Genomic DNA, 23919 nt, shown 5'->3' with positions numbered 1-23919 from the left:
GCTAGTCCAGATCAGGCTGTCCCGGTGCACGATTGAGTTCGTACTCGCCATGAGGATCACCGAATGCCTTAGCACCGTAAAAGTCCTTTGAATCGTTGAGTCGACGATGGGCGATTACCCAATACAAAACCATTAGAGTCATCAACGACAGGAACGCCCAAAAACCTACAAGAAGCAATCCTCCGATCAATGCCAGCTTGGCAATCAGAAAGCTCCCGCGAACGAATAATTTACCCGCAGGCATACCTGACGTCACCGCACGTTCAGCCAGGCGGGACTCAAACGCTTTCATTTTGCGATAACCACGCTTTACCGACATGCCACAGGCGTACGCCCAGCGGTGGGAACGTGAATTCTGAACAGGGTTCTGAGTCGGCATGGTCTCGCCCTCTTCTGAGCGTTTTCATGGTTGAGACAGGAGTAACAGCCTACTACTGAAAACGGTCCGTGCCTGACCGTTTATCAGTTTTCCCAGCCGAAAAATCTTCACTGGAAGACAGAAGACAAGCCCCGTGAAACAGCATCTCTACAGTCATTGACCCATACAAATCGGCCGGCTAAATACAAGGTACGGATCGCTGTTATCGACAGCACCCCGCCCAGGTAGCCAGAACCTTAAAGGCTACGTCACTTCGATGATGGCTCTCCCCAAGTGCGATTAGCGTTCGGTAGCTCGCACGGTGACCGTTTCTACGGTGATGAACGCCTACTGCTCTCCTGAGCGCCTTTCGAGCTCTGCTCGTCAGGAAAATCCTCTTGATTTTCTTCAACCCACTGCGGGGAAATCTTTTCCCGCACGGGACAGGTTTCTTCGCGTTTTCAACGGAGACATACCATGCCCGACTCACTGACACCGGAAACACTGAACAGCCTTCGGTTGCCCATCGTGTTCACCCCTCGCGCGTGGCAACGCGCAGTCCTGCTCAAGCACTCCGATCACGCTGAGAAGCTGCAGGTCGATCGGTTGAGCCACGTGTTGCGCGCAGCCTTCGAAGCCCACCTGGCCTATCCACACAAACCTTATGTGCTGTTCGAGGTAATACACATTGAACCAACCGATTACTTAGACCACGACCCGTTGCTGCAATTGAGTCTGAGCCTACTCCAAGAACCGGGTCAGCCTGGCGCCTTGCTCATAGCGCTTGCAGGAGAACACCAGCGCTAAGCGCAATGGGCGGCGCCCACCTCCACATTCGGACGCCATGCAAGACCTGCATCAATCCAACCCATCACCCAAACGGGGATCCCTCCCCGACGGGCAAGGTGTTCCTCCGTTTTTCTCTCGAGGAAATTGCCATGCGCGATATCTACCAAGACGTGACAGACAAGATCGTTACCGCGTTAGACCAAGGCGTTGCACCCTGGATCAAACCCTGGTCCTCAAGTGGCTCAGTTGATATCGGTCATCAACCCTACCCCATCAATGCCATCACGCGGCGTCGCTATTCGGGGATCAATTTACCGTTGCTCTGGGCCGAGGCCAGGTTGCACGGGTTCACTCAAGATCGTTGGCTGACTTTCAATCAAGCCAAAAAAACTGGCGGGCACATTCGTAAGGGTGAGCACAGCACTCTGGCGGTGCTCTACAAGCCAATGGAGCGCGAGGAACAGACCGAGTCAGGCCAACCGGTCCTCGATGAGAACGGTCAACCCAAGGTCGCTCACTTTGGCATTCTCAGGACACATTTTCTGTTCAACATCGAGCAAACGGAGGGGCTCGAAATGCTCAATGACGCCCTGCTCGAGACGGAACAGAGTGATCCCTTCCAGCCCAACAGTGCTGCGGAAAATCTGCTGTTAAGTTCGGGTGCACAGATCGTTCATCGATCTGCCGACGAAGCCTTTTACCATCCGATCAGGGATCTCATCCAACTGCCGACAAAAGCACAATTTCACGATGACGGTGGTTACTACGCCACCGCACTGCATGAGCTGACGCACTGGACCGGGCATCACGCTCGGTTACAGCGCGAAGGCTTGACGTCAGTCTGTCCGTACGGCTCACCAGGCTACGCGTTTGAAGAGTTGATCGCCGAAATGGGTGCTGCGTTTTTATGTGCCTACACCGGCATACAGGGAGAGCTTCGGCACGAGGGCTACATCGACGCCTGGCTCGGCCTGCTCAAGGCTGACAAGCGTGCGATCTTTCGTGCCAGTGGCCAGGCCCGAAGCGCCTCGGAATATGTACTCAACCTGGATCAGCAACTGAAGCAAGCGGTCTTGGATGACTCGCTGTGCATGAACGATGGAGCTTAATCGTTACCTCACCGCCGCAATCGCTTCACAGGGCCCAACGCGAGTTGAGCCCTTTTTTCTGCGCCCGGAAAACACCATGCCGCGGGGCTCTGATGCAAAGAGTCAGGGATGGGCACACACCCGCAGCCTGTCATTCCGCATCCAGGTTCTGCGCCAGAAAATCCACCAGCTCGAGCGGACTTCGGCTATCGATTACCTTGTAGATCAGATCACGCTTACTGCGCGGCAACTTCTTGACCACGCTCTTCGCCGAGGCCCGGACGGCTTCGTCGGTCCCATGGATACGTGCCGCGAGCAGCAGCACGAGCGTGGCGTCAGTGAGGTTCATGGCAAGACCCAAAAAATATGCACCGCAGTGTACCGACTCTTGTCTTTGCCGTACTAGCCCCAACAAAACGATGCCTAGCAGTATCCATATTCCGATTGTCATGCAAAGGGACACGAGCCAAAAAGGACGGGTAAGGGTTGGAAGGGAATGGGGACTCAAGGGTAAGAGCTCTATCCGAAAAGGCTAAAAGGCCACTGACCCAGCCACTTCCCGGAGGTCACGATGCTCAACCTGTTTCGCCGCAAAAGGCAGAAGCCCCTTCCGCCAACGACCGTCAACATCGCCGAAGGTTACCTGCCCATCGAGTCGGCTCACAGCTTGTTAGCCGCGGAGCACCGCCGCCAGTTACTCGATCGCATCTGGCAGTACACCGCCCTCTTCCACACCCAATTCACCCAGCTCTACTTGCATCCGATTCATCGCTATGCCGAACTGGTCCAGCAACTCCCGGCCAGCGAAACGCACCACCATGCGTATCTCGGCGGTATGCTCGACCATGGACTGGAACTGGTAGCCTGTAGTTTGAAACTGCGTCAATCCTATCTGCTGCCCACCGGCGCCGCGCCTGAAGACCAAGCCGCCCAGACCGATGCCTGGTCGGCTGGAATCGCCTATGGCGCCCTTCTGCATGACATCGGCAAGATCGCCGTGGACCTGCTGGTCGAACGCCAGGATGGCCGTGTTTGGCATCCTTGGCAGGGCTCCCTGGATCAGCCCTACCGTTTTCGTTACCTCAAGGACCGTGACTACCACCTGCACGGCGCCGCCGCAGGCTTGCTCTACACCCAAATTCTCGACCGCCCAATCCTCGATTGGCTCAGTGGATTTCCGCCACTGTGGGTCAGTCTGCTGTATGTCCTGGCGGGCCAGTACGAACGTGCCGGCGTGCTCGGTGAGTTGGTGATGCAGGCCGACCGTGTTTCCACCGCACAGAACATCGGTGGTAACCCGAGCAAGGCGCTGCAAGCACCGATTCATTCGCTGCAACACCACTTGATCAGCGGACTGCGTCATCTGGTTCAACACGAGTTGAAACTCAACCAACCAGGTGCCGCGGGTTGGTTGACTCAAGACGCGCTGTGGCTGGTCAGCAAGACGGTCACCGACAAGCTGCGAGCCTATTTGCTGTCGCAATCAATTGAGGGCATTCCCTCGTCCAATATCGCCGTGTTCGACGAACTGCAATCGCACGGATTGGTCGAGTCCACCCTGGAAGGCAAAGCTATCTGGACTGCACTTGTCGCGCAGGGAAACTGGCAGCAGCGTTTTACCTTTCTGCGCCTTCAACCGGCGTTGATTTGGGGGAGCGAAATTCGGCCTGAGGCCTTCAGCGGAACGGTGGGCGTTATAGCTGATGACCACTCGAATGACGCTTCGGCATCACCACCGGCGCCGAAGATTGTGAGTACAGGATTGCGTCAGAGCTCTTCGCCGAGAGATCCCATGGCGATGGAAGATACCGACTGCCTCGGAACTCTGCTCAATATGTTCGACTTGGAGGAGCCAGAGGCCAGTGACTCGCCGTCAGAACGCCCGCCCGAGACCTCCCCCCTCCCATCGGATGACCCTGGCCAGGCATTCCTAAATTGGGTCAGAGAAGGCATCCAGAATCACAAGCTGATGATCAATGACAGCAAGGCTAAAATCCACACGGTGAGCGGTACTTTGTTTCTAGTAACACCGGGGCTTTTCCAACGTTATGTCCAGGAGTTTCCGGGCATCTCAATGGGGGCAGACTCTCAAGGTGAAGAATGGCGTTGGGTGCAGAAGCAGTTCGAAAAACTGAAGATCCACAAGAAGCGTGACAACGGTTTAAACATCTGGATATGCAACGTGCAAGGGCCCAGGAAGAAATCGACTTTGAAGGGGTACCTGATTGGGGAGTCGACGTTACTTTTACCATCGATACCACCAAACAACCCTTTCCTCGCGGTTGATGATGGCTAGCGACCTAGCATCGATAGCCCAGGTCCGACTGGTTTTTTGGGTATTGCTTTGGCAAGAAAACGTCCAAGATCCCTCTGTTTTTTGCCACTTACAATTCAGGCCTTCCGATTTTTCAGTCCATGACCTGCACTTCTCGGAACGTTTCGCTCTGCTCCAAAGCCGCGCTTCGGCGATCACCAAGATCAATCAAGGTATCAAATATGCGGAGCAATCCTTCAGCCTGGTCTTGGCGGAGAGGATAATGTTTATCAGCAAGCCGCTGGATCACAGCAACAATTGCCCCCCCGTGGCGAGCGCCCTGCCGTAGCTTGGTCTTTGACGATGGTCAGGACCAACCGCCAGTTACCTACACCGCTAGACTTACGTGCTACGTTTGATCACCATGCTCCATCGTTCGAGGGCCGGCTCCCGCTGACCCAAGGCGCGCGCCTTTGTCGCCCTCAAATTCATTCAAGAAATCTGTGCGAGTACCTATGTCCAGACGTCAAGCCGCAGCACCATTCCGCTACGAATTCGAAAAAAATGGCGCGTTTGGCGTCTTCAAGACTAATGGTTCCGTTCCTATTGAATACTTCATGACCTCCTTCAAGGTCGACGAACTGCCGTATCTCTCTTACGCAAAAGACGTCAATACCGAGCTCAATTTTGATTACTTAATCCAACGTGACATTGATGAAGACAGAGCGATCGCCGAGATAAGTCAATACCTCGCCGCAAAAGAGGGTGTAGTGCAGAAAGACATCGTCTTTCTCCCCCCGTTGCTGGTCGCCGTGGTCTCCGTTGATCATGATAATTGCTTGGATGACTACTACCCCGACTCCACATTTTCCGAGGACGCAGACTCGGTTGGCGAGCTCTACGTTCGCGAGTGGCCAGGTATTTTAAAGGTGACCAACTACGCGATGGCTCAAGAGCAGTCGCGTACATTCAGCTGTGCGGATGGGGATCATGAGGTCTCCGTGACGGTCGACAGTGCTAAAATTCAGGTCAACTTGACTCGTGATAATGTCAAAGGTGCACGATTAGTAGTCATTGATGGGCAGCATCGCTTGTTCGCTCTAAACACCTTGATGACTCACGACCGCTCGTTGATCGAGGGGCTGACACTGCCGATTTGTCTTGTGTATCCGCCTAATTCGATTGCACACAATTCAGACAGCCAACCTAAAGTACCCGAGGTGTTGCGCAATCTGTTTGTCGATGTTAACTCCACTGTGGAGCGTGTCAGCGGTCATTTCCTGACCCTCTTGTCGGAACAGACCCTCGGTTCGATTATCTGTCGCGAATTCTGCAAAGCTGTGCTCGAGCAGAAGCATAGTGAAGGCTTAGGTTTAATAGAATGGAACACGAAAAATCACAAGCAATCATTGGAAATTTCGCGCGAGCACACCCTGACCAGCATCGGCGTTATCAATAATGCATTCGAAGAAATTTTCAAAACCAAAAGTGGTGTTCGACTGCTCGCCGCCATACTGGGGATTGACAAGCGTGCTAGCGAATTCGACTTTGGCACAGATGAGTACGACGAAGAAAAGAGCGCGCCGGAGTATTTCCCTTGGCGTGACTTTTTGTCCCGCCATCGCGAGCGTTTAGTAGGACTAGTCAACGAGACAATCACCCCTTCACTCATCGAGATGTTCTTTAACACCACCTTCTTCTCGCGCTATTGCCAGGAATTCCAGGACTTTTTCGTTAATACAGAAGACGAGATACGCCGCGAACGACGCAGTGACCAGAACATTTTCTCCAATGTGAAGGACCATGTGCTGTTCAACGGCATGCTCATCAAGCCGGCGCAGGCCATGCATGCTCATGTACGTGCGGACTTGGGGCAATTGATTACTGGCATCATCCCCGACTTCTCGCGGAAGGCTATTTTTCAGAAAGCCATGATTGAGGCCTGGTCGCTGCTTTGCTCAAAGTTTGTGGCTCACGATATACCTGTGAACCGCGCCGCGCACTACATAAAACAGTTTGTTGAGCACTCATTTGCGGTCAAGGCAGGCCTGTTCGACGACCGACATCTGTATCTGCAAGATACAATTTTCAGTGGCTCTCGTATTAAGGTGACCAAGTCGGCCAAGCGCCAGATTGTCCGCTTGCTCCTATCCAATGGCGAGAAGGCAATTTGTGAAGATGCCAAGGAAAAAAGCGTGATCTCGGCGCTGGCCAAGGAGGAAGTCGGCAGCTTCATCAAGCAGATGCGCGACGATAAACGTAAGGTTTTCGAAAAATCCTACCGCACCAACTTTAGCTTGGCGGCAATCGATCGGGAACGGCTGCATGCCGCCGAACTGGACAAGTCGAGAGAAATGAAAGAGCTGGCAGGGGATTCATCCAAGACCACCTTCGATCGTCTGGTGGATGATCTCATTGCTGATAATCTCAAGGACTCGTTCGACGATTTAGCCCGCACCTTGAAATTTAAAGACTTCCTTTACTCGAAGAGTGAAGAGCTTGATGAAGAGCTCTAAGGACACCTACTTCGCCGTTGTCGAAGGGGACGCACTCGCCCCCGGCCCCCGCGAACTGCTGAGCGCGGCGGTGCTAGAATATGAGGAGTTCATCCTCGTAGGGGATAGTGAGCGCTTGTTGACCGATTTGTCGCAATACGTACATGCAACAATTGCGGCCCGCCCGATATGTGTCTTGGCATCCAGCAACGCCCTCCTGTTGACCGTTGAACATTTCCTTGACCATGCTTACCTACATGAAGACGCCAATCGCCGCTTTTTAAAAGTATGCCTTGATACGGGAAAGGTGGCGCTAGTACCTCAAGTACGCGATGCCAGTTTCAAGATTGACGCCAATCTGCACGTCTACTATGAGCCGGGTATGCAGGGATTGCATCCGGTAGTCAAAAGTGTCGTAGAAGCAGCTTGTGCGCAGCACAACGAGGTAACTAGATTGGTGTGCCGTTTACTTATTGGCTACAGCTTTCTGCCAGATCAGCAGCTGAAAAGCAAAAGCGCCGGCAGCGATCTCGATGCGCTACAGCTGCACGAGCTCCAAGCATTCCTTGGCCACCTTACTGGACTCGTGCCTATTTTTACGCTGCTCCAAGAAGAGCTGACAGACCTGATCACTCATTGCAACACCCTGTTGGCAGTTTGCCCCAGCAGCGCCTCAGATTTGGCGAACATCCAAGCGACGGCCGCGCTGCAAAATGGATTTCCCTGTATCTACAAAGTGATGTCGGTTTTGCACTACTTGGCCTATCAGCTCGCCATAGAGCGCAACCTGTTCAGCAAAGCTTTTATGCACATTTTTAGAGCATATGAGTGCTACACATCGGGAGCTCTGTTTCTTGACAATGCGACGATTCGCTTACATACAAAAAGCGGGACAAGCCTTGATTCGTATATGATCAACAACCAGCGTATCTTGGGTTTTACGCCCGTGTTTAAGGGTATAGGTACTTACTTCAACTTAGAACAGAACGCGGACTATTTGACCTGCAAGTTTTACATCGACCTGCGCAACAAATTTCATTACACCCATGGTGACGTCAAACCAAGTGCCAGTTTGGCGAATGAGTTTGCCCGCGCGGTCATCAGACAAATTCTCAAAATTGAAAAAGCCGCGAATCAGCAAAATTTTCTTTGGCACGATGTATATATGCAAACACGAAAGCACTTGATAAAGGACCCACAATGGGAAGTCCCCGCAGCCATTCGACGAGCGCTGCAAGCTCATCAACTGACCTCCTTCATGGTGCCTTGACGACAGTAACCGATGGCTTCGAGCAGGTTAAATGGGCGCAAAGCAATGGAGGTTAACGCACCTCCATTACAGGAGCTTACATACGATCATTCTTGTCTCAGCGCCGCGCCGCGCGGCATGATTTCTGCGACACTCACGTTCCGCTGCTTACACCCCACTGACCGACCTCCCGCTCATAGGCAAGCTGCAAGACCTACCGTCGTGGTATCCAACCTTGCGTGTATGTTAAAAATATGCAAAATAACGTACCTGCTGAGAAAAGACATGCGAACACATGACGACCTATATCCACTCCTTCCCCTGCGTCAGAGGCATTCAAGCCGGTAGGCCATGCTACATAGCGATGTGCCCGATGCGCCTCGTGCCGAAAATCTTCATTTTCAACGAGGAAAACGTGCCTGCGGATTTGCGCGCGCAGCGCACGCTGAACTTGGCTAGAGTTCCTGAGATTTCCGCATATTTGCTTGATAATCGCGATGACTACACCCTTTCTGCAATCACCGCTTCAGTTGATGGGGCAGTCCAATTTACCCCTGCTTCCGACACTGGATTGGGGCAAAGCATCGGCACGCTCACAATCCCCATGGAAGCTCCGATCCTGATCAACGACGGCCAGCATCGCCGCGCAGCCATCGAGCAAGCAATTCGTGAGAATCCAGAGCTTGGCCACGACAACATCCCAGTCCTTTTCTTTATTGATGAAGGGCTCAATCGCAGCCAGCAAATGTTCGCCGACCTCAACAAGCATGCCGTACGGCCGAGCAACTCAATCAGCACCCTGTACGACCACCGCGATCAGATTTCTGATCTGGCCAGGTATCTGGCAAAAAATGTAGACGTCTTTTCTAGGATGACTGAGCTGGAGAAGTCCAGTCTCTCCCCTCGCAGTTCCAAGCTCTTTACTCTCAGCGCCATCAAAAATGCGTCCCGTGTCCTCTTGAAAAAAGGGAAAGGTGATCTCATCGCGCAAAACGAGAGAGAGCTCGCAAAATCTTTCTGGGAAGAGGTATCTCTACAGATGCCCGATTGGATAAGGGCCAAAAACAAAGAGCTGTCGACGTCTGAGCTACGTGACAACTACATCCATGCCCACGGCGTGATGCTGCAAGCGATGGGACTCGTCGGTGCTGAGCTGATTATCCGCAAAGAATCCGAGTGGAAAAAAACCATCAGCCAACTGCGCACCATCGACTGGTCCAGAGCCAATCCTGAATGGGAAGGCCGGGCCATGGTTCACGGCCGGATCTCCAAAGCCACAACGAACGTTGCACTCACCGCCAGTCTCATCAAGAAGAAGCTTGGTGTCCCGCTGTCCACGGTTGAACGCGAGTTAGAAAACAGGTTTCCTCAAAAATGAGTAATGATCAATTTCTCTATCCATCACACGATGACTTCGTCCAAGAAGCGATCATTGCTGGTAGACCTTTAGCGGACGCTGTCCGCGAGCTTCAGAGCATTTACAAGGCAGATAATCGCCCTTGGGTGGTAGGGTTCAGCGGTGGTAAAGACTCCACCGTGATTCTCTCGCTCACATACTACGCGTTGAAGATGTTGCCGCCTGAGGAACGCCATAAGCATGTGTACGTGGTTTCCTCCGACACTCGAGTGGAAACCCCTGTAGTCGTCGACATGATCCGCCAGGTGCTTGATTCGGTGAACGCCCAGGCGATTCAGGATCAACTACCCATGACAGCACACTCTGTCACTCCTAAAGTCGGCGAGACGTTTTGGGCCAACCTGCTGGGCAAAGGCTACCCTGCCCCAACCAAAGCATTCCGCTGGTGTACTGAGCGGATGAAAATTGACCCTGTGAGCGAGTTTATCAAGGATAAGGTAGCTCGCTTCGGTGAAGTCGTGGTTGTGCTTGGCTCCAGGCGAGAAGAAAGCTCCACGCGTGCCCAGGTAATCACACGCCACAAAATCGATGGTTCTGCACTGGGTCGACACACGACATTGCACAATGCGTATACCTACATGCCCATTGAGCTTTGGCACGCTGATGATGTGTGGGAATACCTCATGAGCGCTGCAAGGCCTTGGGGTGGCTCTAACCGAGTACTGTTTGAGCTCTACAAAGACTCCAATGCTGGAGAGTGCCCGCTCGTCATCGATACCAATACACCATCGTGCGGAAACTCGCGTTTCGGATGCTGGACCTGCACTGTTGTGACACACGACAAAGCGATCGAAGGACTCGTAAACAGCGGAGAGGACTGGATGCTACCGCTGCTCCAGTTCCGCAACCAACTGCACGCCAGCTCGCTGCCCGAAAATAAGACAGAATTCCGTAACTACAAACGCCGTACCGGGAAAGTGACCTTCGCAAGAGGGGCTATCGATGACGACTCCAATACCGCCGCCAAGCACGTGCCTGGTCCGTACTGGATGAAATATCGTCGAGAGTGGCTGAAGCTACTTTTGGAAATTGAGAAGGGTATTCGTGAGACTGATCGCGAGATTGAGCTGATCGGCCGCGACGAGCTGCAAGTGATTCGCCAACAGTGGCTCAAGGATCCAAACGAACCGGACTGGATTGATTCGCTTCCTAAAATCTACGGAGAGGTTTACCCCGAAGATACAGTCGAGTGGATCAAAAATGATGCCGGCGCGTTTACTGAACCTGATGCGGCCATTCTCAACGCACTCGAGGCTGAGCGCGGCGTTCCAGCAGTGCTGATCATGAAACTCATCGATACAGAGTTGTCATTCTCAGGGCTTTCACGCCGAAAAGGCATTCTGGACGAGCTGCAGAAAGTCCTGGAGCAAGACTGGGGTGGATTGGACGAGGCGATGGAACGACGCGCCGTACCTAAAGTTACCGATACGTACAAGACTGCTTTCGAATCTCTGAAAGCCGACATAGATGGCTTGCTGCAATGATTATTGACTCTCTTTCAGTACTAGATTTCCGCGTGTTTAGCGGAGCCCACGACTTTGACCTGGTTCCGAAGATCAAAAGAGGCAAAAACGCGCCTATTGTTTTGTTTGGCGGCCTAAACGGCGGCGGCAAAACGACCATTCTGAGCGCGCTGAAGCTTGCCTTGTACGGCAAAGGCGTACTGGGCTCCGGCGCAACGGTTGCCGAGTACCATCAGTATCTTCGTGAATGCATACACAGAGCTCACAACAGCATCGCCAAGCCTACGCGATCGGCTGTCGAGCTGACTTTTCGCTATGCACAATATGGTGTTATTTCAAGCTATCAACTGACACGCGATTGGTTTGTTGACCATGCTGGCAAGGTAAAAGAAGGCCTGATCATTTCAAGGGACGGGCACCCTCTGACCGAGCTTTCCTATGATCAGGCACAAGCATTTCTCAACGAGCTGATCCCAATCGGCGTCTCTGAGCTGTTTTTCTTCGACGGCGAAAAAATCACGAGCCTTGCCGAAGAAACATCCGGAGATGCTTTGCGTGAATCGATCAACAAGCTTTTGGGCTTGGATCTCATCGATAGATTGCACTCCGACCTCTCCGTTATCATTAGAGGGCGCTCGATCAAAAAGGCTTCTGAAGATCGCAAGCAAAAAATTGTTGAAGCAGAACGGACATATAACGATCTGAACGAGCAACTGGCAGAAGTACGCGAAAAGCTTCTCCTCATGCGCGTGAATACTGTCGAGGCCAACAAGAACCTTGGCAACATCGAAGCGAGCATCAATGCACGCGGTGGCGCCTGGAGCGCCTCCAGGCAAGAGGAAACGGTCAACCTCGATGCATTGGTTAGCGACAAAAAAGCTATAGAGCACACCCTGCATGACATGCTCAGCGGCCTGCTACCTTTCGCTATAACTCAAAGTCTCAACGAGAAACTGCTAGCGCAAATAGACGCTGAGCAACGCGCGGAAAAAACACAGGTACTCTCCGAATACTTGCAACGTCAGCAGAGCAATTTTCTAGCAGAAGTCGAATCTGCCTTCGCTATGACAAAGGATCAGCTCCCTGCCCTTCAAGATATTTTTCTGAGGACATTCGGCTCAGAGGTCGCGAACAGCGCTGAACAACAAGCTCCAGTACACGAGCTCTCGGATACTCAACGATTCAGCATCACTCATCGCCTACAGAACGATGTTGGCTCGCTCCAACAGCGTGCTGCTGACTTAGTGATGACGCTTCAGGAAACCGATAGCCAGATCGAATCCGCCCGGGAAAATATCGCTAGGGCGCCCGACGAAAAAGTACTGACCCCACTGTTTAACAAACAAGGGCAGCTACAAGGACGGCTTTCCGCTCTTGAGGAGCAGAAATCGGTATTGGCTGAAGAGGCAAAGGCCCTCCTCGCACGTCTCTCGGTGGCTGCACGCCAGTTAGACGATCTCTACACCGAAATAGCGGAGTCCCAGGAAGAGGAGCGCCTGACCGGTCTTGCACAGAATGCCAAAGATGTATTGAAAGAGTTCTCTACTCGCGCTCGAATTGAAAAACTCAAAGAGCTCGAGTCGCAGTTTTACACCTCATTCAATGGCCTGGCTCGCAAAGAGGATCGGAATCTCAGCATTCAGATCGATCCAAACACCTTCGAGGTCGTACTGATCGACGATGAAGGCGTAATACTTCGTAAAGAAGAATTGTCAGCCGGCGAGAAGCAAATCTTTGCGATCTCGATCTTAGAAGCGCTGGCCCGCACTTCAGGGCGAAGCCTGCCAGTTGTGATCGACACACCACTGGGCCGACTGGACTCGGTTCATCGGAAAAAGCTCGTGGAAAATTATTTCCCTAAAACAAGTCACCAAGTCATCATTCTCTCGACGGATACGGAAATTGATTACGCCTTCTATGAAGGCCTACAGGGAAGTATTTCGCACTCTTATCATCTGGTATACAACCCAGAAACCCGGTCCACTCAAGCAGAGGAAGGCTATTTCTGGCGGTGGGCACAAAACGCATGAACGTATTTCCGCACAAATTTAAAATATCAGCCTCATCCACTGCAAAGCTGAAGTACCTAAAATCGAAGACAGGCCTGACGCCCAATATTTTGAGTAGATTTGCGATCGCGCTTGCACTCGCTGACGAGAATGGGCTTGGCAATGCAAGTGTGTCAGACCTGGATGGCCAGGAATTTAACGCCCCAACTCTATTTGGCGAGCACTTGGATATCTATGAAGCACTACTCAGGCAGTTCACGCATCAAAGTGCTCTAGAGTGGGATCCCGTCAGGCATGTCGCATCTCTCATCGAGGTAGGCTTGCATAAAATGGGACATGTACGCTCCCTGAAAGACGTAGCCTTGCTGATAGCAAGTAAATAAAAAGAGCCCACCTTCAGCGGTGGGCTCAACCATTAACGAGCCTATATGGCGTTAAGCTCAATTGAAAAACACTAAGACTACATTCTAACGTGTGCTTTCCGAATATCATTTATGATTCTGATTTTCTGACTATCGTGTTCAACCATTGATTTACACTTCGCCCAGCTAAATCTTTTCAAACTTTTTCCCTACGTCATTCCCACGTCACCGGCAAGCCCCACTGCACTCTGCAGTTTTGGAGCCGGAGGCCGGACCTTAGGCGCCCAGCGCCGTAATATCATCAATGATCGTGTGCTCGGCCTGCTCGTCGAGAATCAGCCTAATGATGGCACTTTGTGCATCCAGTCCCGGGTCGATGATCGTGCTTTTGATAATATCCAAACCGCCGCAGGCGTATTCTTCGAAGAGCTTGATCTTGGCGTCAAATTTATCGCCCTCAGGCTCCAAGTAACTGGAATCCTGATGCTCGAACAGGGCCAGCACGTTCATAAAAGCGTCGTCGTACTCCCCCCGAAACACCGACAAGGGGATGGGCTCGCTAGACTTGTCGAACGCCACCGACTTTTTTCTGGAAAAACCCAAGGCCGCGGCAAACACCATGGCGTCCTTAAAGGAGGCGAAGACACCCACGTCATCCTTCAGATAACTTAAGGTGTCGGTGTGTTTAGCTGGTTTCCGGACACGATCAACCATAGAACCCTTCCTCCAACTTTGTATATTCGAACTTTTCATCACTGCCTGGGTTAGGCTTATGATATGTGAGCGTGTATTGCTTACCCAGGCGCTTGGATAACTCTCTTTCCACCTCGCCGCGCCACTGAGATTTCGACACCATGACGATGACCTGGTCAGCAAGGGCAGGAATGAAGTTCGCCACTTTTTGGCGATACTCAGGGTCCAACGCACCAAACGGCGAGTCCATCACGATTGGATAAATGCCACCCTTTTGCAACCCACCCGATTTAGTGACCCGCTCTTTAGCGCTGTTAACGACGCTGCTAATAAAACAAAGGCTTGTAACCTGGTTCTCACCGGTGGATTTCTCCCACACCGGCTGCTTACCGTGCCCTTCGATGTTCTTAAATATTTTGAGCGTAAAGCCCTCATCGATCTCCGCCCAATAATCTTTCTTCATGATTTTCCGGAAGGTGTCATCGACTTTTTTCGACAAATCTAAGCGTACCTGGTGGGCCATCGCTTCGTGAAATTCGCCAATGGTCTCCGCTACTTCCTTTGCCAGCTGTTTTCTGCGCTGGCTCAAATCCGCCTGATTGGAATTGGCGAGTTCTTTTTCAATTTCCTTTTCCTTGTCTTTTAGCTGCTCTTCCCAGTCGGATTTGGCGTGCTCGCCGACGGCGCAGTTGGCGTTGAGTCTTCGGCTATCCGCCTTTAATCCCACTCGCCGCTCCTCCAAATCGGCGGAATCCTCTACGCCCTTAATCTTTTCGCCTAGCTCATCAATTTGCCCCAGAAAGTTCATTCGTCGGTCGTCCAGCTCGGTCAATTTAGTCATCGACTCATTAATGTTGGCGAACAATGCTTTACGTTCGGACTGCAAATGGGACATGTGACCAAACAGCGTCATGAACTGCTCTTCAACGCCATTATCCTTGAGAGTGGTTTTGTACGACTCAAGTGCCATCACACAATCACTTCCCGGCTCCAGCGGCTGACCGCAGATGCACTTACCCAGACCGATCAGATCATCGATAAAAGTGGCTTTTATCTTGCTGGGTATCTCCCCCCGGATCCGCATTTCATCCAGATATTGTTTCACCCCGGTCAGTTGTGAATCAATAAACGCCAGGAAGCCCCGTTCTGTGACGTTTTTGTTGAGCGCAGCCGAGGCGTCAGCTTTATCTATTATGATTTGCTCGAGCTGCTCCTCAAGCATCTTTCGCCGCTTTTGCTTTTCAGCGATCGCCTCGATCGACTGTAACCGTTTATCGATGGCTTCGATCTCTAGGTCAATTTCACTCAGGGTACTTTTCCAACCCTTGATCTCGTCTTCTTTTTGCTGGATTTTATCCGTCAACTTCGATTGCTCTTCCAGCAACACCGTCATATTGCCAGAAGAACTGTCTTTGGCTTCTTTGTTGAAATGCCGGATCACCGGACCTTTCAGCTGCTTTTCAGCACGATCCAGAATATTCAGGCCCATTAGGCACTTAATAGCCTCTCTGACCTGAGTGGAGGCACTGTTGTAGGCTAATTTTTCGATGCGCTCCCCGTTAAAGAAAAAATAGCCGTGCATATCTTCCGGCAAGATTTGATTGAGCTGGCTGCCCGGGTTCGAAGAACGACCGGATAGGCCTGCAGAATTAATCCAATTGAGTAACGGTACGGAGGGGCTCAAGGACTCCGCGTGCAAACCCGCTCCTTTGACAAATTTCTGCTCCCGGTGCGCGGTGTAGGCGAATCCGTCATCATCAAACTCCAACGTCACCGACATGATGATCGGGCTGTCCTGGCCCGCTTCCGCAATAGCTCTTTCACTCAGAATGTTTTGGTTGTTGGTATCGAAGTCGGTGGTTCCGTAGAGCACCCATTTAAAGGCGTTCAACAGGGAGGTTTTGCCGGCACCGTTTTCTCCGTGGATGACCGTGACGCTGGCCTTGTCATCGGTTGAAAAACTGATCGACACTTCGCCATAGAACTGCCGGAAGTTCCTGATGGTTAATTTTTTTAATTTCATGCCTTCACTTCGTCCTTAATCACCTTGATGATGCGCTCACAGAAATCCCGCTCCATGTCCCCTGGCAGATCTCTGTAATGCTTGCCTTCTTGATGAATTTTCAGGACTTGATTGATAACCGACTGGACTTCCGGAGAAGCAGCTTTGATGACCTCATTGGGCTTCTTCATATTAAGCACCTAACAGTTTCAGTTTTTTTCGGATGTCGCGTAAGGTGGAAAGGGTGTGTCCGTAGTTTTCGGAAATCTCGGCAAACTCATTAATTCGATCAAGCTCACGCTCTACCATGCTCTTTTCGATATTGAACGTTTCTTCGTCCTCCCCCAACTTGTCTAGGGGAGGAATCGCGATAAAATCATAGATGGATGCATGGCCCTTACCGTCGTACTGACGCAGTACCCGTCCCCGTCGTTGAATGAACTGACGGGGGTTGGTCGAGGACGCCAAGATGTAAGCGGTTTTCGTTTGCGGGATGTCAACGCCCTCATCGAGGCACTTAATGGCAACAATGGCGTCAATGTCGCCAGCCTTAAAACTGCCAAGAATCTCGGCGCGCTGTTCTTTGCTTTCTTCGGCCGTGAATTTGGCCACGCGCCATTGGCAGTCCCTCCCGGCAATCTGAACAATCCGGTCGATATCCCGTTCGCCGTCGTTGATGGCCTCACTGGAATAGATCAGGGTGTGTTGTCGGTCCTGACTTTCGTTCAGCAGTTGTTTCAGTTTGCGCTTTTTGCCCCCACTGCTGCCGGTGAGCTTGGCGCGCTTGATAAGCTCGAGCTTTAGGCTGGTCGAAAAATCGTCTTTATTCCCCATGGCCATGAGCCGGGCAATCTTCTTGCTTAACCGGATGTATTCGTCCAGCTCCTCCGGATCTAACTCACAGACGATCGGGTAATAGTTGTACTTGCACAGAAAGCCGGCGTCGATGGCGTCCTTGATGTCAAACTCAATTACCGGCTCACCGAAGTAGTCAAAGATGGCCTTGGTGCCAAAGGGGTCGTTGTGGCGGATGGGCGTGGCCGACAACCCAATTCGGAATCGCGCCTGTTGGGGCAGCTTCTGGACAATGTTCTCAGCGCCCATGTTATGCACCTCGTCCGACACCAATAACAAGTTGGCACGGATACCATCAAGGAACGACTGGAACTGGCTGTTCTTGAAGGTGTCATTGACCGCAATGGCTACCATATGGTCACGGTCCCCTGACAGCAGCTGATTGTAGGCGGACTGCAGCGTACCCAACCACTTGTCTTTGCCCCCGTAGCATTTGATCGCGTCATAGCCAAAGAACGCCGCTTCGTCCGCCCACTGCTCCCCTAAGTGCAAGTAGGGAACGGTAATAACGATGACAAGCTTGGCTTGTTGAGTGCGGAAGTGGTCCAATAGCCGGGTGGTCGCCGTCAGGGCGGTGATGGTTTTGCCGGCTCCGGTGGCCATGCAGAACAGCCCTTGCCCATTCTGAACAAACCAGGCTTTGATGGCTTTTTCCTGGTACCCCCGGATCCTTCCCTCTTCATTTTGAATGGCTTGGGGGACGGCCGGGTGGCCAGATGGCAAGCTGTAAGGGCGAGAGCCCGTCGTGGCATAAGCTTTGATTTTATCCAGCGTCGTGGATGTGGGTGTAAATATCAGGAGATTGGGGTCTCTACCTTGCCAGGTGCTCTCGAATTCGCGCTTCTTTTTCTCGCACCGCTGGCGACCTTCCTCACTCGCCCACGACCGATAAATGTCAATGGTCTCCCAGTTGGACGAGGCTCTGGAGGTCAAATTGTACGAGCCGCTGAAGGCGATATCGTTGCCCGCCTCGTCCGAAAAGATGCCATTTTTCGCATGGTAAATCCCACTCAGCTTATTGGTGGGCACTGCCACTTTCAGCTCAACAATGCCATCTCTGATCAGCCAAGCCAGCGCTAGACAGGCGTCCTCTTTGAGTGCCGAGAACACCTGATCCACCTCTTCCTCAAAAATCCGTTTGGCCTGAAACTCCTTATCCGCCATCGCTTTCGAATTCACGATGCAGTCTAGGTCCTTCTCCTGCAACTCGTGGCCGACAATCCATCGAGCTTTGCCCCGGGACCGGGCGAACTGCGAGATACCCTGAGCGGTATCCGCAATCCAGCCGGAGGTAAAATACCCCACACCTACGTCGTAGGTGACTGCTCTCTTTAGAACCGGGTCGAAGAAGATCGCGCTGGGATCTTCGGAAGAAGTATTAATCGACAGCGGAAGATCGATTTCATCAAACATACAGATCGAATTCCTTTTTCAATGCATCCAGAACGCCCGTATCAATAGACTTTTCTTCCGTATGGTTACGATAATCCAGTTGCCATAAGGTGGTTGGCTCGCCGGTGGCGTAGTAGCGCTCAATCTCCGCATCCGTTCCATCAAAGCGCACACGGTCCCGCTCTAAGACGATGTCCGGAAGGGCCTGCTTCAACTCATTCATGCACAGCACTCCGCAGCCGCCTGCTATAGTGCGGGCCAGCCCAATTCAAACTGGGGTGGCAATTAAGACGGGGTCGGAGGGTGGCGCGGCGGTATGCGGCGGTTGCCGCAGCACATTCGGAGGGCCATCCCTGGTATACCGCAATCTGCCATTTTGCGATGCCTGACAACATATACACTGACGAATCGTGGGTAAAGCCAGACGCGCCCTTTACTCACCAGCCAGCTCCCATCAACAGGCCAGCACACCGCCGCATTGCCTCACACAGGCTGAGCCCATCACGCCAGGCTGGCCTCGATAATATGCTTGCGCTCTTCAGCACCCAGCATCGACACGCCCTCGTACACCAGCGCCTTGTTGTCACCGGTATTCGGGTTGGCGTTCCAACGCAGGTTTAAGGCAGCCAGTTTGCCGAGCCGACCCCGTCACCTCTACGGACTCGTGCCATACTCGCTTGCACCTCACAAAAAATGGCACAGTGCCAGTAAAATGGATAGCATAGTCTCATATCTCGCAAACTTGTATCGATACCGTCGCGAACTCGCTCATCAGCTCCTGGGTGCTCCCACTGGTGGGCTTCTCGGCAAAAACGGGCTGATGATTTCAAGCGTGCCTGTGCCTTTTGCAGCCGCTCGCCTTTGCAGGTGTTGGTGAAGGAAGTCGGGGTAGGCCAAGCGCCCAGGTGCAGCTCCGGAAAATAGAAGCTGCAGTCGGGATCATCGGCATTCGGCGACGAACCTGCCTGCACCGCGACGATCCCATCCAGCGCAGGTGTCGCTCTGCTGGCCTGGAATAGCCGCAGCGCCCGGCGAAGCGGCCCAAGGATAGGCCGTCTTGTCAAAGCGCTGCAGTGCTTAAGCCTACATTCCAAATTCTGCGGAGTCTGGATATTGCCGATCCCTCTCCATAAGCGGATTCTTCCACGCCTTAATAGACGCTGACTACATAGATGTACTCATTCATGGCAATCTGCTAGCAACAAAAGGCGCCAGGATTTAGGATCTGGAGCAGCAGATGAACATCGCCGCATGAGCACATAAAGCTACGCACATGCATTTTTGGCAGGCGTAGTCGTGATTATTTGAAACAGGGAGTGCTTCAATGAGTACCACTGATGCGTTGGATCTTGCCAACGACGCCCTAGATTCGTTCCACCAAATCGAACAGATTGCCTCCAAACAACTCGCATCGGGCAGTCGCGAGGCCTCCGATGCCTTGGCAGTCGTAAATACCTTCACCGGCTCGGCAGCAGTGGAGCAGATAGCATCCATTTCTGACGACGTAACTAAATCGCTAGCGAGCCTCGTCCGCGAACCTGCAGTCTCCCGGATAGTTGTGGAGAACGATAGGGGTCAGGTTGAGACTTACTACATCTGCCGCACGACTGGAGGATTCGTCCTCAATCGGGGGAAGCTAGCGGGGTATCGCACCCCCTTCGGGCGACTGGCTGCTCACGACGTAGGTGAGGACGTCGAGTTAGAGATCGCGGGAAAGAAAGTCAGCTTTCGAATCCTAGACAAGCTAGAACTGAAGCCGCAGAAATTCGCTGAGCTGTGGGATTCCATCGACGGCGTTTGGCGACAAGAAAGCTCAGCCCCGCAGACGATTCCCTCTCTTCGGAAGGTTGTACAGCCAGACGATGGCGATGAATTCTTAGCAATGCTGGGTGGTCACTCTGAAATTGAGAAAATCCGCAAAGGTGTACGCCACGAAATTCGAAAGGCTATGGCCCTGCGAGACCAAGCAATTCTCGACAAATTTCAAGACGAGGTCTTCCGTCTTTCCATTGATCACCAGCTGATTATCTTGGGCCCGCCAGGCACAGGTAAAACAACAACGCTGATCAAACGGCTCGGCCAGAAGCTCGATTGGGAGGCGCTTAGCCAGGACGAGCGACTGCTACTAGGCCCTCAATCAAGACGTTCACGGTGGGTGATGTTCACCCCTTCAGAGCTGTTGAAGCACTACGTAAAAGAGGCCTTCAGTCGTGAGAATGTGCCAGCTTCCGATGAACATATCAAAACCTGGAGCAAGCGCCGGCACGAACTGGCTAGATCAGCATTTGGCATCCTCAAGACGGGTAACGGCGGTACATGCATTCTCAAAGAGGATCGTCATTTCGCTCCATTAGAAATCAACGACGATCCCCGCCAGTGGTTCGCAGAGTTCAAATCACTACACCAAAACCGCTTGCTCTCCTCCCTCCAAGAGGGAGCAGTTCTGCTGAGAGATTCGGCTCCTAACCTAGTAGATGCAGTGGTGCATAAACTGTACGTCACGGCAAATGAGCTCCGACCAGAGGGACTGCTCAGCGCTTACGCCGAATGGAACAACCTCGAGGCACGGATTGATCCGATGATCAAATCCAGTCGTGCAACCACAGACAAGTTGATCCAGCAGCAAGGCAACCTCCTTCACAACCGTAACAAAGCTGTCTTCGGGGAGATGGCTACATTCCTCGAAAGCCTCGGTCAAAACGATGATGACGACGAAGATGGGGCTGAGTTTGATGACGACGCCACAGAGGACATGACACCTACTCCCACTCATACCGCGGAACTCAGAGCCTTCCAGGCCTACAAAAAGTTTCTCCAGAGTTATGCACGCACTCGCTATCGCAACAGCAATCTAGGAAAGACAAGCCGAGCGACGCAGATCCGAGACTGGCTCGGTGACCGGGTGCCTTCTGATGAATGGCTCAAAACGCTTGGACGAGAGATGAGCTTCCAGAACGCCTTGCGGCGTTTCAGAGACGCATGGAAGAGATACTTACTTGATGTACCCGCAAGCTACAGAGCATTCCGCCGCGATTGCTTGGCGTTCGATCGGTACGGCTATCAACGACCAGAGCAGCCTTCCCACATTGATGAGACTGAGCTTGATGCAATTCTTCTCCTCATGCTTCGCTCCGCTCGAGAGCTCATCCGGCAGGACTTCATTAAGCGGCACCTCGACGAACCTCGCTTTACGGAGCTGGCTAGAATCTCGAGCCAGTTCCTGCAGCAGGTCTTAGTCGACGAAGCGACAGACTTTTCAACCCTCCAGCTGGCATGCATGGAGAGCCTGACTGACCCGGCGATCGAGTCGTTCTTCGCTTGCGGAGACTTCAATCAACGAATCACTGGGAATGGTCTCAAGCACATAGATCAGCTCGAGTGGATCTCGCCACGCCTCAAGCCTCACCGAATCAATACTGTGTATCGTCAGAGCCGCCTTTTGAATAGCTTTGCCATCAAGCTGCTTGGACTCATGGACGGAGACACCGAGGCGGTAGGTCGCCTACCAGAGCACTCTTCTCACGAAGGCGTTAAGCCGGTGCTCGGGGAGAACCTTGAGGGTGAAGAGGTCGTCACTTGGGTAGCCGAGAGGATTTTCGAGATCGAAGATCAGATCCGCGCCAAGGGCGAAGCTGTTCCTACGATTGCCATTTTGGTGACCTCGGAGGCGCATGTGAAACCAGTAGCTCAAGCGTTGACCGACAAGTTGGAAAGCCGGAGCCTGCGCGCGACTCCGTGCGTAGATGGCCAGTCATTGGGCAACGAATCCGATATTCGCGTGTTCGATGTCCAGCACATCAAGGGCCTCGAATTCGAAGCAGTGTTCTTCATCGGGTTGGACGAGCTTGTCAGAGCCAAACCCGCGCTGTTCGAACGGTTCCTGTATGTGGGTGCCACCCGAGCGGCGACATACCTAGGCCTGGTCTGTCATCAGGAGCTGCCGCCTGCCCTAGTAAGCCTTCGCCCCGCCCTCGCCGAACGCTGGTAGGCACTGGCAAATGACTGCGCCGGCTCAAAGGACTTTTCGATCCGGCGGAGTAACCATTTCACAAAACCCAAAAGTAGATCGGTTTCAAGGCCATCTAAGGCAAAGATTCCTGACTGTAAAGCGACATTTCGATGTATTAAGAGCTGATTATGGCGTTGCCAAGACTGAGCGATCAACAAGACGTGAGACGAGTTATTCATCATGAGCTAGGGCACTGGCTTATGGCCCGGGAAGTTGGGTTTGATATCGGGGCAATAACCGTTGACACGTACAGAGGGAAGGCTGGAGGTGCCGCGAAGGTCTTCCCCAGGGCGCAGACTCAGCTCAAAAATGCAGCGCCAGTCGATGAGTACCTTACGAAAAGAATCATGGTGCTCTGCGCCGGGGTACGCACCGAGGTCGAGTGGTACTAACGAGACCCCACGATTGTAGGCGCTGATGAAGAATTGACCCATCTGCCGAAAAAACTCTGACCCAAAGAGCTTTCAAAGCTACGACCGTCTGTGCTGGGTATCTACCTATCTATGTTGGGGCAGTCTTGCCCCAGCAGGTAGGGCAATTCTGCATCACCGCCAACAAACGCCTCTCAGATGGCATAGCTACCGAGATCCAAGATATCCGTGGGAGTAAATGTGGGAGTATTTTTTCAGATATGAAAAAGCCCAACCGGTGAAGATTGGGCTAAGTCATTGAAAAATATGGTCGGGACGGAGTGATTCGAACACTCGACCCCTAGCACCCCATGCTAGTGCGCTACCGGACTGCGCTACGCCCCGACTAGGCGTGAAACCCGTTCCTCTTCTCGAAGAACGCTCAAGAATATATCGCAAGCTTTTGAAAACTGGAAGTATTTAAAAGCAGGAAATTATTTCTTGAGCACAACCAGTACATCTTCCAATTCAGCGATCATCTGCCGAATCATTTGCTTGTATTGAGTGGTGTCGTCTTTGGCTTCATCGCCGGACAAACGCAAGCGCGCGCCGCCGATGGTGAACCCCTGATCGTAAAGAAGCGCGCGAATCTGCCGGATCATCAGCACGTCTTGTCGCTGATAATACCGGCGGTTTCCGCGGCGTTTGACGGGGTTGAGTTGAGGAAACTCCTGCTCCCAGTAACGCAGCACGTGTGGTTTTACCGCACACAGCTCGCTGACTTCACCAATGGTGAAGTAGCGTTTGCCTGGGATGACGGGTAGTTCGTCGTTATGACTTGGTTCCAGCATAAGCCTCAACTCGGGCCTTCAACTTCTGCCCTGGACGAAAGGTGACCACACGGCGAGCCGTGATCGGGATTTCTTCACCCGTTTTCGGATTGCGGCCAGGCCGCTGGCGTTTGTCCCGAAGGTCGAAATTGCCGAAACCGGACAATTTGACTTGTTCGTTGTCTTCAAGAGCGTGCCTGATTTCCTCAAAAAACAGTTCGACCAATTCCTTGGCTTCCCGTTTATTCAGGCCCAGCTCTTCATACAGACGTTCCGCCATCTCAGCTTTCGTCAGAGCCCCCAT

19 protein-coding genes and 1 tRNA gene are annotated in these 23919 nt (G+C 52.6%); 10 read left to right on the top strand and 10 right to left on the bottom strand.

Features of this window, described 5'->3' with window-relative positions; all coding sequences use genetic code 11:
* Position 1 precedes the first annotated feature (1 nt).
* Positions 2-379 carry a DUF3742 family protein gene (locus ABH912_RS31485; protein WP_429512731.1) on the bottom strand — a complete coding sequence of 126 codons (378 nt, stop codon included), beginning with the start codon at positions 377-379 and terminating at the stop codon, positions 2-4.
* A gap of 456 nt (positions 380-835) precedes the next feature.
* On the opposite strand from ABH912_RS31485, the gene ABH912_RS31480 reads away from it, so the two are divergent.
* Both ABH912_RS31480 and ABH912_RS31475 read left to right on the top strand, forming a co-directional pair.
* Positions 836-1165 (top strand): hypothetical protein, encoded by a 330-nt coding sequence (locus ABH912_RS31480; RefSeq protein ID WP_429512729.1) that lies wholly within the window; start codon positions 836-838, stop codon positions 1163-1165.
* Positions 1166-1296: 131 nt separating this feature from the next.
* Positions 1297-2256 carry an ArdC family protein gene (locus ABH912_RS31475; protein WP_429512727.1) on the top strand — a complete coding sequence of 320 codons (960 nt, stop codon included), beginning with the start codon at positions 1297-1299 and terminating at the stop codon, positions 2254-2256.
* A gap of 130 nt (positions 2257-2386) precedes the next feature.
* On the opposite strand, the gene ABH912_RS31470 is transcribed toward ABH912_RS31475, so the two are convergent.
* Positions 2387-2584 (bottom strand): hypothetical protein, encoded by a 198-nt coding sequence (locus ABH912_RS31470; RefSeq protein ID WP_007901093.1) that lies wholly within the window; start codon positions 2582-2584, stop codon positions 2387-2389.
* Between the two features lie 222 nt (positions 2585-2806).
* Here ABH912_RS31470 and mobH point away from each other — a divergent pair, with 222 nt between their 5' ends.
* The 7 genes from mobH (at position 2807) to ABH912_RS31435 (ending at position 13505) form a co-directional block, all read left to right on the top strand.
* Positions 2807-4531 (top strand): MobH family relaxase, encoded by a 1725-nt coding sequence (mobH, locus tag ABH912_RS31465; protein WP_429512725.1) that lies wholly within the window; start codon positions 2807-2809, stop codon positions 4529-4531.
* Positions 4532-5004: 473 nt separating this feature from the next.
* Positions 5005-7005 carry a hypothetical protein gene (locus ABH912_RS31460; protein ID WP_429512723.1) on the top strand — a complete coding sequence of 667 codons (2001 nt, stop codon included), beginning with the start codon at positions 5005-5007 and terminating at the stop codon, positions 7003-7005.
* Positions 6992-8254 carry a hypothetical protein gene (locus tag ABH912_RS31455; RefSeq protein WP_429512721.1) on the top strand — a complete coding sequence of 421 codons (1263 nt, stop codon included), beginning with the start codon at positions 6992-6994 and terminating at the stop codon, positions 8252-8254. The genes ABH912_RS31460 and ABH912_RS31455 overlap by 14 nt, the downstream gene beginning before the upstream one ends.
* Positions 8255-8528: 274 nt before the next feature.
* Positions 8529-9611, top strand: coding sequence for a DNA sulfur modification protein DndB (dndB, locus tag ABH912_RS31450; RefSeq protein ID WP_429512720.1), 1083 nt, complete (start codon positions 8529-8531; stop codon positions 9609-9611).
* Positions 9608-11134 (top strand): DNA phosphorothioation system sulfurtransferase DndC, encoded by a 1527-nt coding sequence (dndC, locus tag ABH912_RS31445; RefSeq protein WP_415264204.1) that lies wholly within the window; start codon positions 9608-9610, stop codon positions 11132-11134. The genes dndB and dndC overlap by 4 nt, the downstream gene beginning before the upstream one ends.
* A complete protein-coding gene (gene dndD / locus ABH912_RS31440; protein WP_429512717.1) occupies positions 11131-13143 on the top strand; it encodes a DNA sulfur modification protein DndD in 2013 nt (670 codons plus the stop codon). The genes dndC and dndD overlap by 4 nt, the downstream gene beginning before the upstream one ends.
* Positions 13140-13505, top strand: coding sequence for a DndE family protein (locus tag ABH912_RS31435; RefSeq protein WP_213605979.1), 366 nt, complete (start codon positions 13140-13142; stop codon positions 13503-13505). Before dndD ends, ABH912_RS31435 begins: the two co-directional genes overlap by 4 nt.
* Before the next feature lie 255 nt (positions 13506-13760).
* On the opposite strand, the gene ABH912_RS31430 is transcribed toward ABH912_RS31435, so the two are convergent.
* From ABH912_RS31430 to ABH912_RS31410, 5 genes are read right to left on the bottom strand one after another with little or no spacing between them, the layout of a single operon-like run.
* A complete protein-coding gene (locus ABH912_RS31430) occupies positions 13761-14198 on the bottom strand; it encodes a DNA phosphorothioation-associated protein 4 (protein ID WP_213605980.1) in 438 nt (145 codons plus the stop codon).
* Entirely contained in the window at positions 14191-16200 is a 2010-nt protein-coding gene (locus tag ABH912_RS31425) for an AAA family ATPase (protein ID WP_429512715.1), read from the bottom strand. Before ABH912_RS31425 ends, ABH912_RS31430 begins: the two co-directional genes overlap by 8 nt.
* Positions 16197-16370 carry a hypothetical protein gene (locus ABH912_RS31420; protein WP_415264200.1) on the bottom strand — a complete coding sequence of 58 codons (174 nt, stop codon included), beginning with the start codon at positions 16368-16370 and terminating at the stop codon, positions 16197-16199. Before ABH912_RS31420 ends, ABH912_RS31425 begins: the two co-directional genes overlap by 4 nt.
* Before the next feature lies 1 nt (position 16371).
* Positions 16372-18447: a DEAD/DEAH box helicase family protein gene (locus ABH912_RS31415; RefSeq protein ID WP_429512713.1), complete on the bottom strand. Its 2076-nt coding sequence runs from the start codon at positions 18445-18447 to the stop codon at positions 16372-16374.
* A complete protein-coding gene (locus tag ABH912_RS31410; RefSeq protein ID WP_213605982.1) occupies positions 18440-18649 on the bottom strand; it encodes a hypothetical protein in 210 nt (69 codons plus the stop codon). The genes ABH912_RS31415 and ABH912_RS31410 overlap by 8 nt, the downstream gene beginning before the upstream one ends.
* A gap of 1101 nt (positions 18650-19750) precedes the next feature.
* Here ABH912_RS31410 and ABH912_RS31405 point away from each other — a divergent pair.
* Positions 19751-22414: an ATP-binding domain-containing protein gene (locus ABH912_RS31405; protein WP_429512712.1), complete on the top strand. Its 2664-nt coding sequence runs from the start codon at positions 19751-19753 to the stop codon at positions 22412-22414.
* A 699-nt stretch (positions 22415-23113) separates the two neighbouring features.
* Here ABH912_RS31405 and ABH912_RS31400 read toward each other — a convergent pair.
* The 3 genes from ABH912_RS31400 to ihfA all read right to left on the bottom strand — a co-directional run bounded on the left by ABH912_RS31400 (position 23114) and on the right by ihfA (position 23919).
* Positions 23114-23190, bottom strand: a tRNA-Pro gene (locus ABH912_RS31400).
* An 89-nt stretch (positions 23191-23279) separates the two neighbouring features.
* Positions 23280-23636 (bottom strand): MerR family transcriptional regulator, encoded by a 357-nt coding sequence (locus ABH912_RS31395; protein WP_003179985.1) that lies wholly within the window; start codon positions 23634-23636, stop codon positions 23280-23282.
* Positions 23617-23919: an integration host factor subunit alpha gene (gene ihfA / locus ABH912_RS31390; protein ID WP_002553164.1), complete on the bottom strand. Its 303-nt coding sequence runs from the start codon at positions 23917-23919 to the stop codon at positions 23617-23619. Before ihfA ends, ABH912_RS31395 begins: the two co-directional genes overlap by 20 nt.

Origin of the sequence: Pseudomonas sp. BT76 TE3572, from assembly GCF_050435365.1 — a bacterium.
Taxonomy (GTDB): domain Bacteria; phylum Pseudomonadota; class Gammaproteobacteria; order Pseudomonadales; family Pseudomonadaceae; genus Aquipseudomonas; species Aquipseudomonas fluorescens_W.
Note: the sequence above shows the minus strand (reverse complement) of the source record. Positions and strands in the feature narration are given on the sequence as shown.

Bases quoted from the DNA above. Each gene is read 5' to 3' on its own strand.
- ABH912_RS31410 (WP_213605982.1), bottom strand. From the start codon at position 18,649: ATGAATGAGTTGAAGCAGGCCCTTCCGGACATCGTCTTAGAGCGGGAC.
- ABH912_RS31435 (WP_213605979.1), top strand. From the start codon at position 13,140: ATGAACGTATTTCCGCACAAATTTAAAATATCAGCCTCATCCACTGCA.
- dndB (WP_429512720.1), top strand. From the start codon at position 8,529: ATGACGACCTATATCCACTCCTTCCCCTGCGTCAGAGGCATTCAAGCC.
- ABH912_RS31480 (WP_429512729.1), top strand. From the start codon at position 836: ATGCCCGACTCACTGACACCGGAAACACTGAACAGCCTTCGGTTGCCC.
- ABH912_RS31485 (WP_429512731.1), bottom strand. From the start codon at position 379: ATGCCGACTCAGAACCCTGTTCAGAATTCACGTTCCCACCGCTGGGCG.
- ihfA (WP_002553164.1), bottom strand. From the start codon at position 23,919: ATGGGGGCTCTGACGAAAGCTGAGATGGCGGAACGTCTGTATGAAGAG.
- ABH912_RS31430 (WP_213605980.1), bottom strand. From the start codon at position 14,198: ATGGTTGATCGTGTCCGGAAACCAGCTAAACACACCGACACCTTAAGT.
- ABH912_RS31405 (WP_429512712.1), top strand. From the start codon at position 19,751: ATGAGTACCACTGATGCGTTGGATCTTGCCAACGACGCCCTAGATTCG.
- ABH912_RS31425 (WP_429512715.1), bottom strand. From the start codon at position 16,200: ATGAAATTAAAAAAATTAACCATCAGGAACTTCCGGCAGTTCTATGGC.
- dndC (WP_415264204.1), top strand. From the start codon at position 9,608: ATGAGTAATGATCAATTTCTCTATCCATCACACGATGACTTCGTCCAA.
- ABH912_RS31415 (WP_429512713.1), bottom strand. From the start codon at position 18,447: ATGTTTGATGAAATCGATCTTCCGCTGTCGATTAATACTTCTTCCGAA.
- ABH912_RS31395 (WP_003179985.1), bottom strand. From the start codon at position 23,636: ATGCTGGAACCAAGTCATAACGACGAACTACCCGTCATCCCAGGCAAA.
- ABH912_RS31455 (WP_429512721.1), top strand. From the start codon at position 6,992: ATGAAGAGCTCTAAGGACACCTACTTCGCCGTTGTCGAAGGGGACGCA.
- ABH912_RS31475 (WP_429512727.1), top strand. From the start codon at position 1,297: ATGCGCGATATCTACCAAGACGTGACAGACAAGATCGTTACCGCGTTA.
- dndD (WP_429512717.1), top strand. From the start codon at position 11,131: ATGATTATTGACTCTCTTTCAGTACTAGATTTCCGCGTGTTTAGCGGA.
- ABH912_RS31470 (WP_007901093.1), bottom strand. From the start codon at position 2,584: ATGAACCTCACTGACGCCACGCTCGTGCTGCTGCTCGCGGCACGTATC.
- ABH912_RS31460 (WP_429512723.1), top strand. From the start codon at position 5,005: ATGTCCAGACGTCAAGCCGCAGCACCATTCCGCTACGAATTCGAAAAA.
- ABH912_RS31420 (WP_415264200.1), bottom strand. From the start codon at position 16,370: ATGAAGAAGCCCAATGAGGTCATCAAAGCTGCTTCTCCGGAAGTCCAG.
- mobH (WP_429512725.1), top strand. From the start codon at position 2,807: ATGCTCAACCTGTTTCGCCGCAAAAGGCAGAAGCCCCTTCCGCCAACG.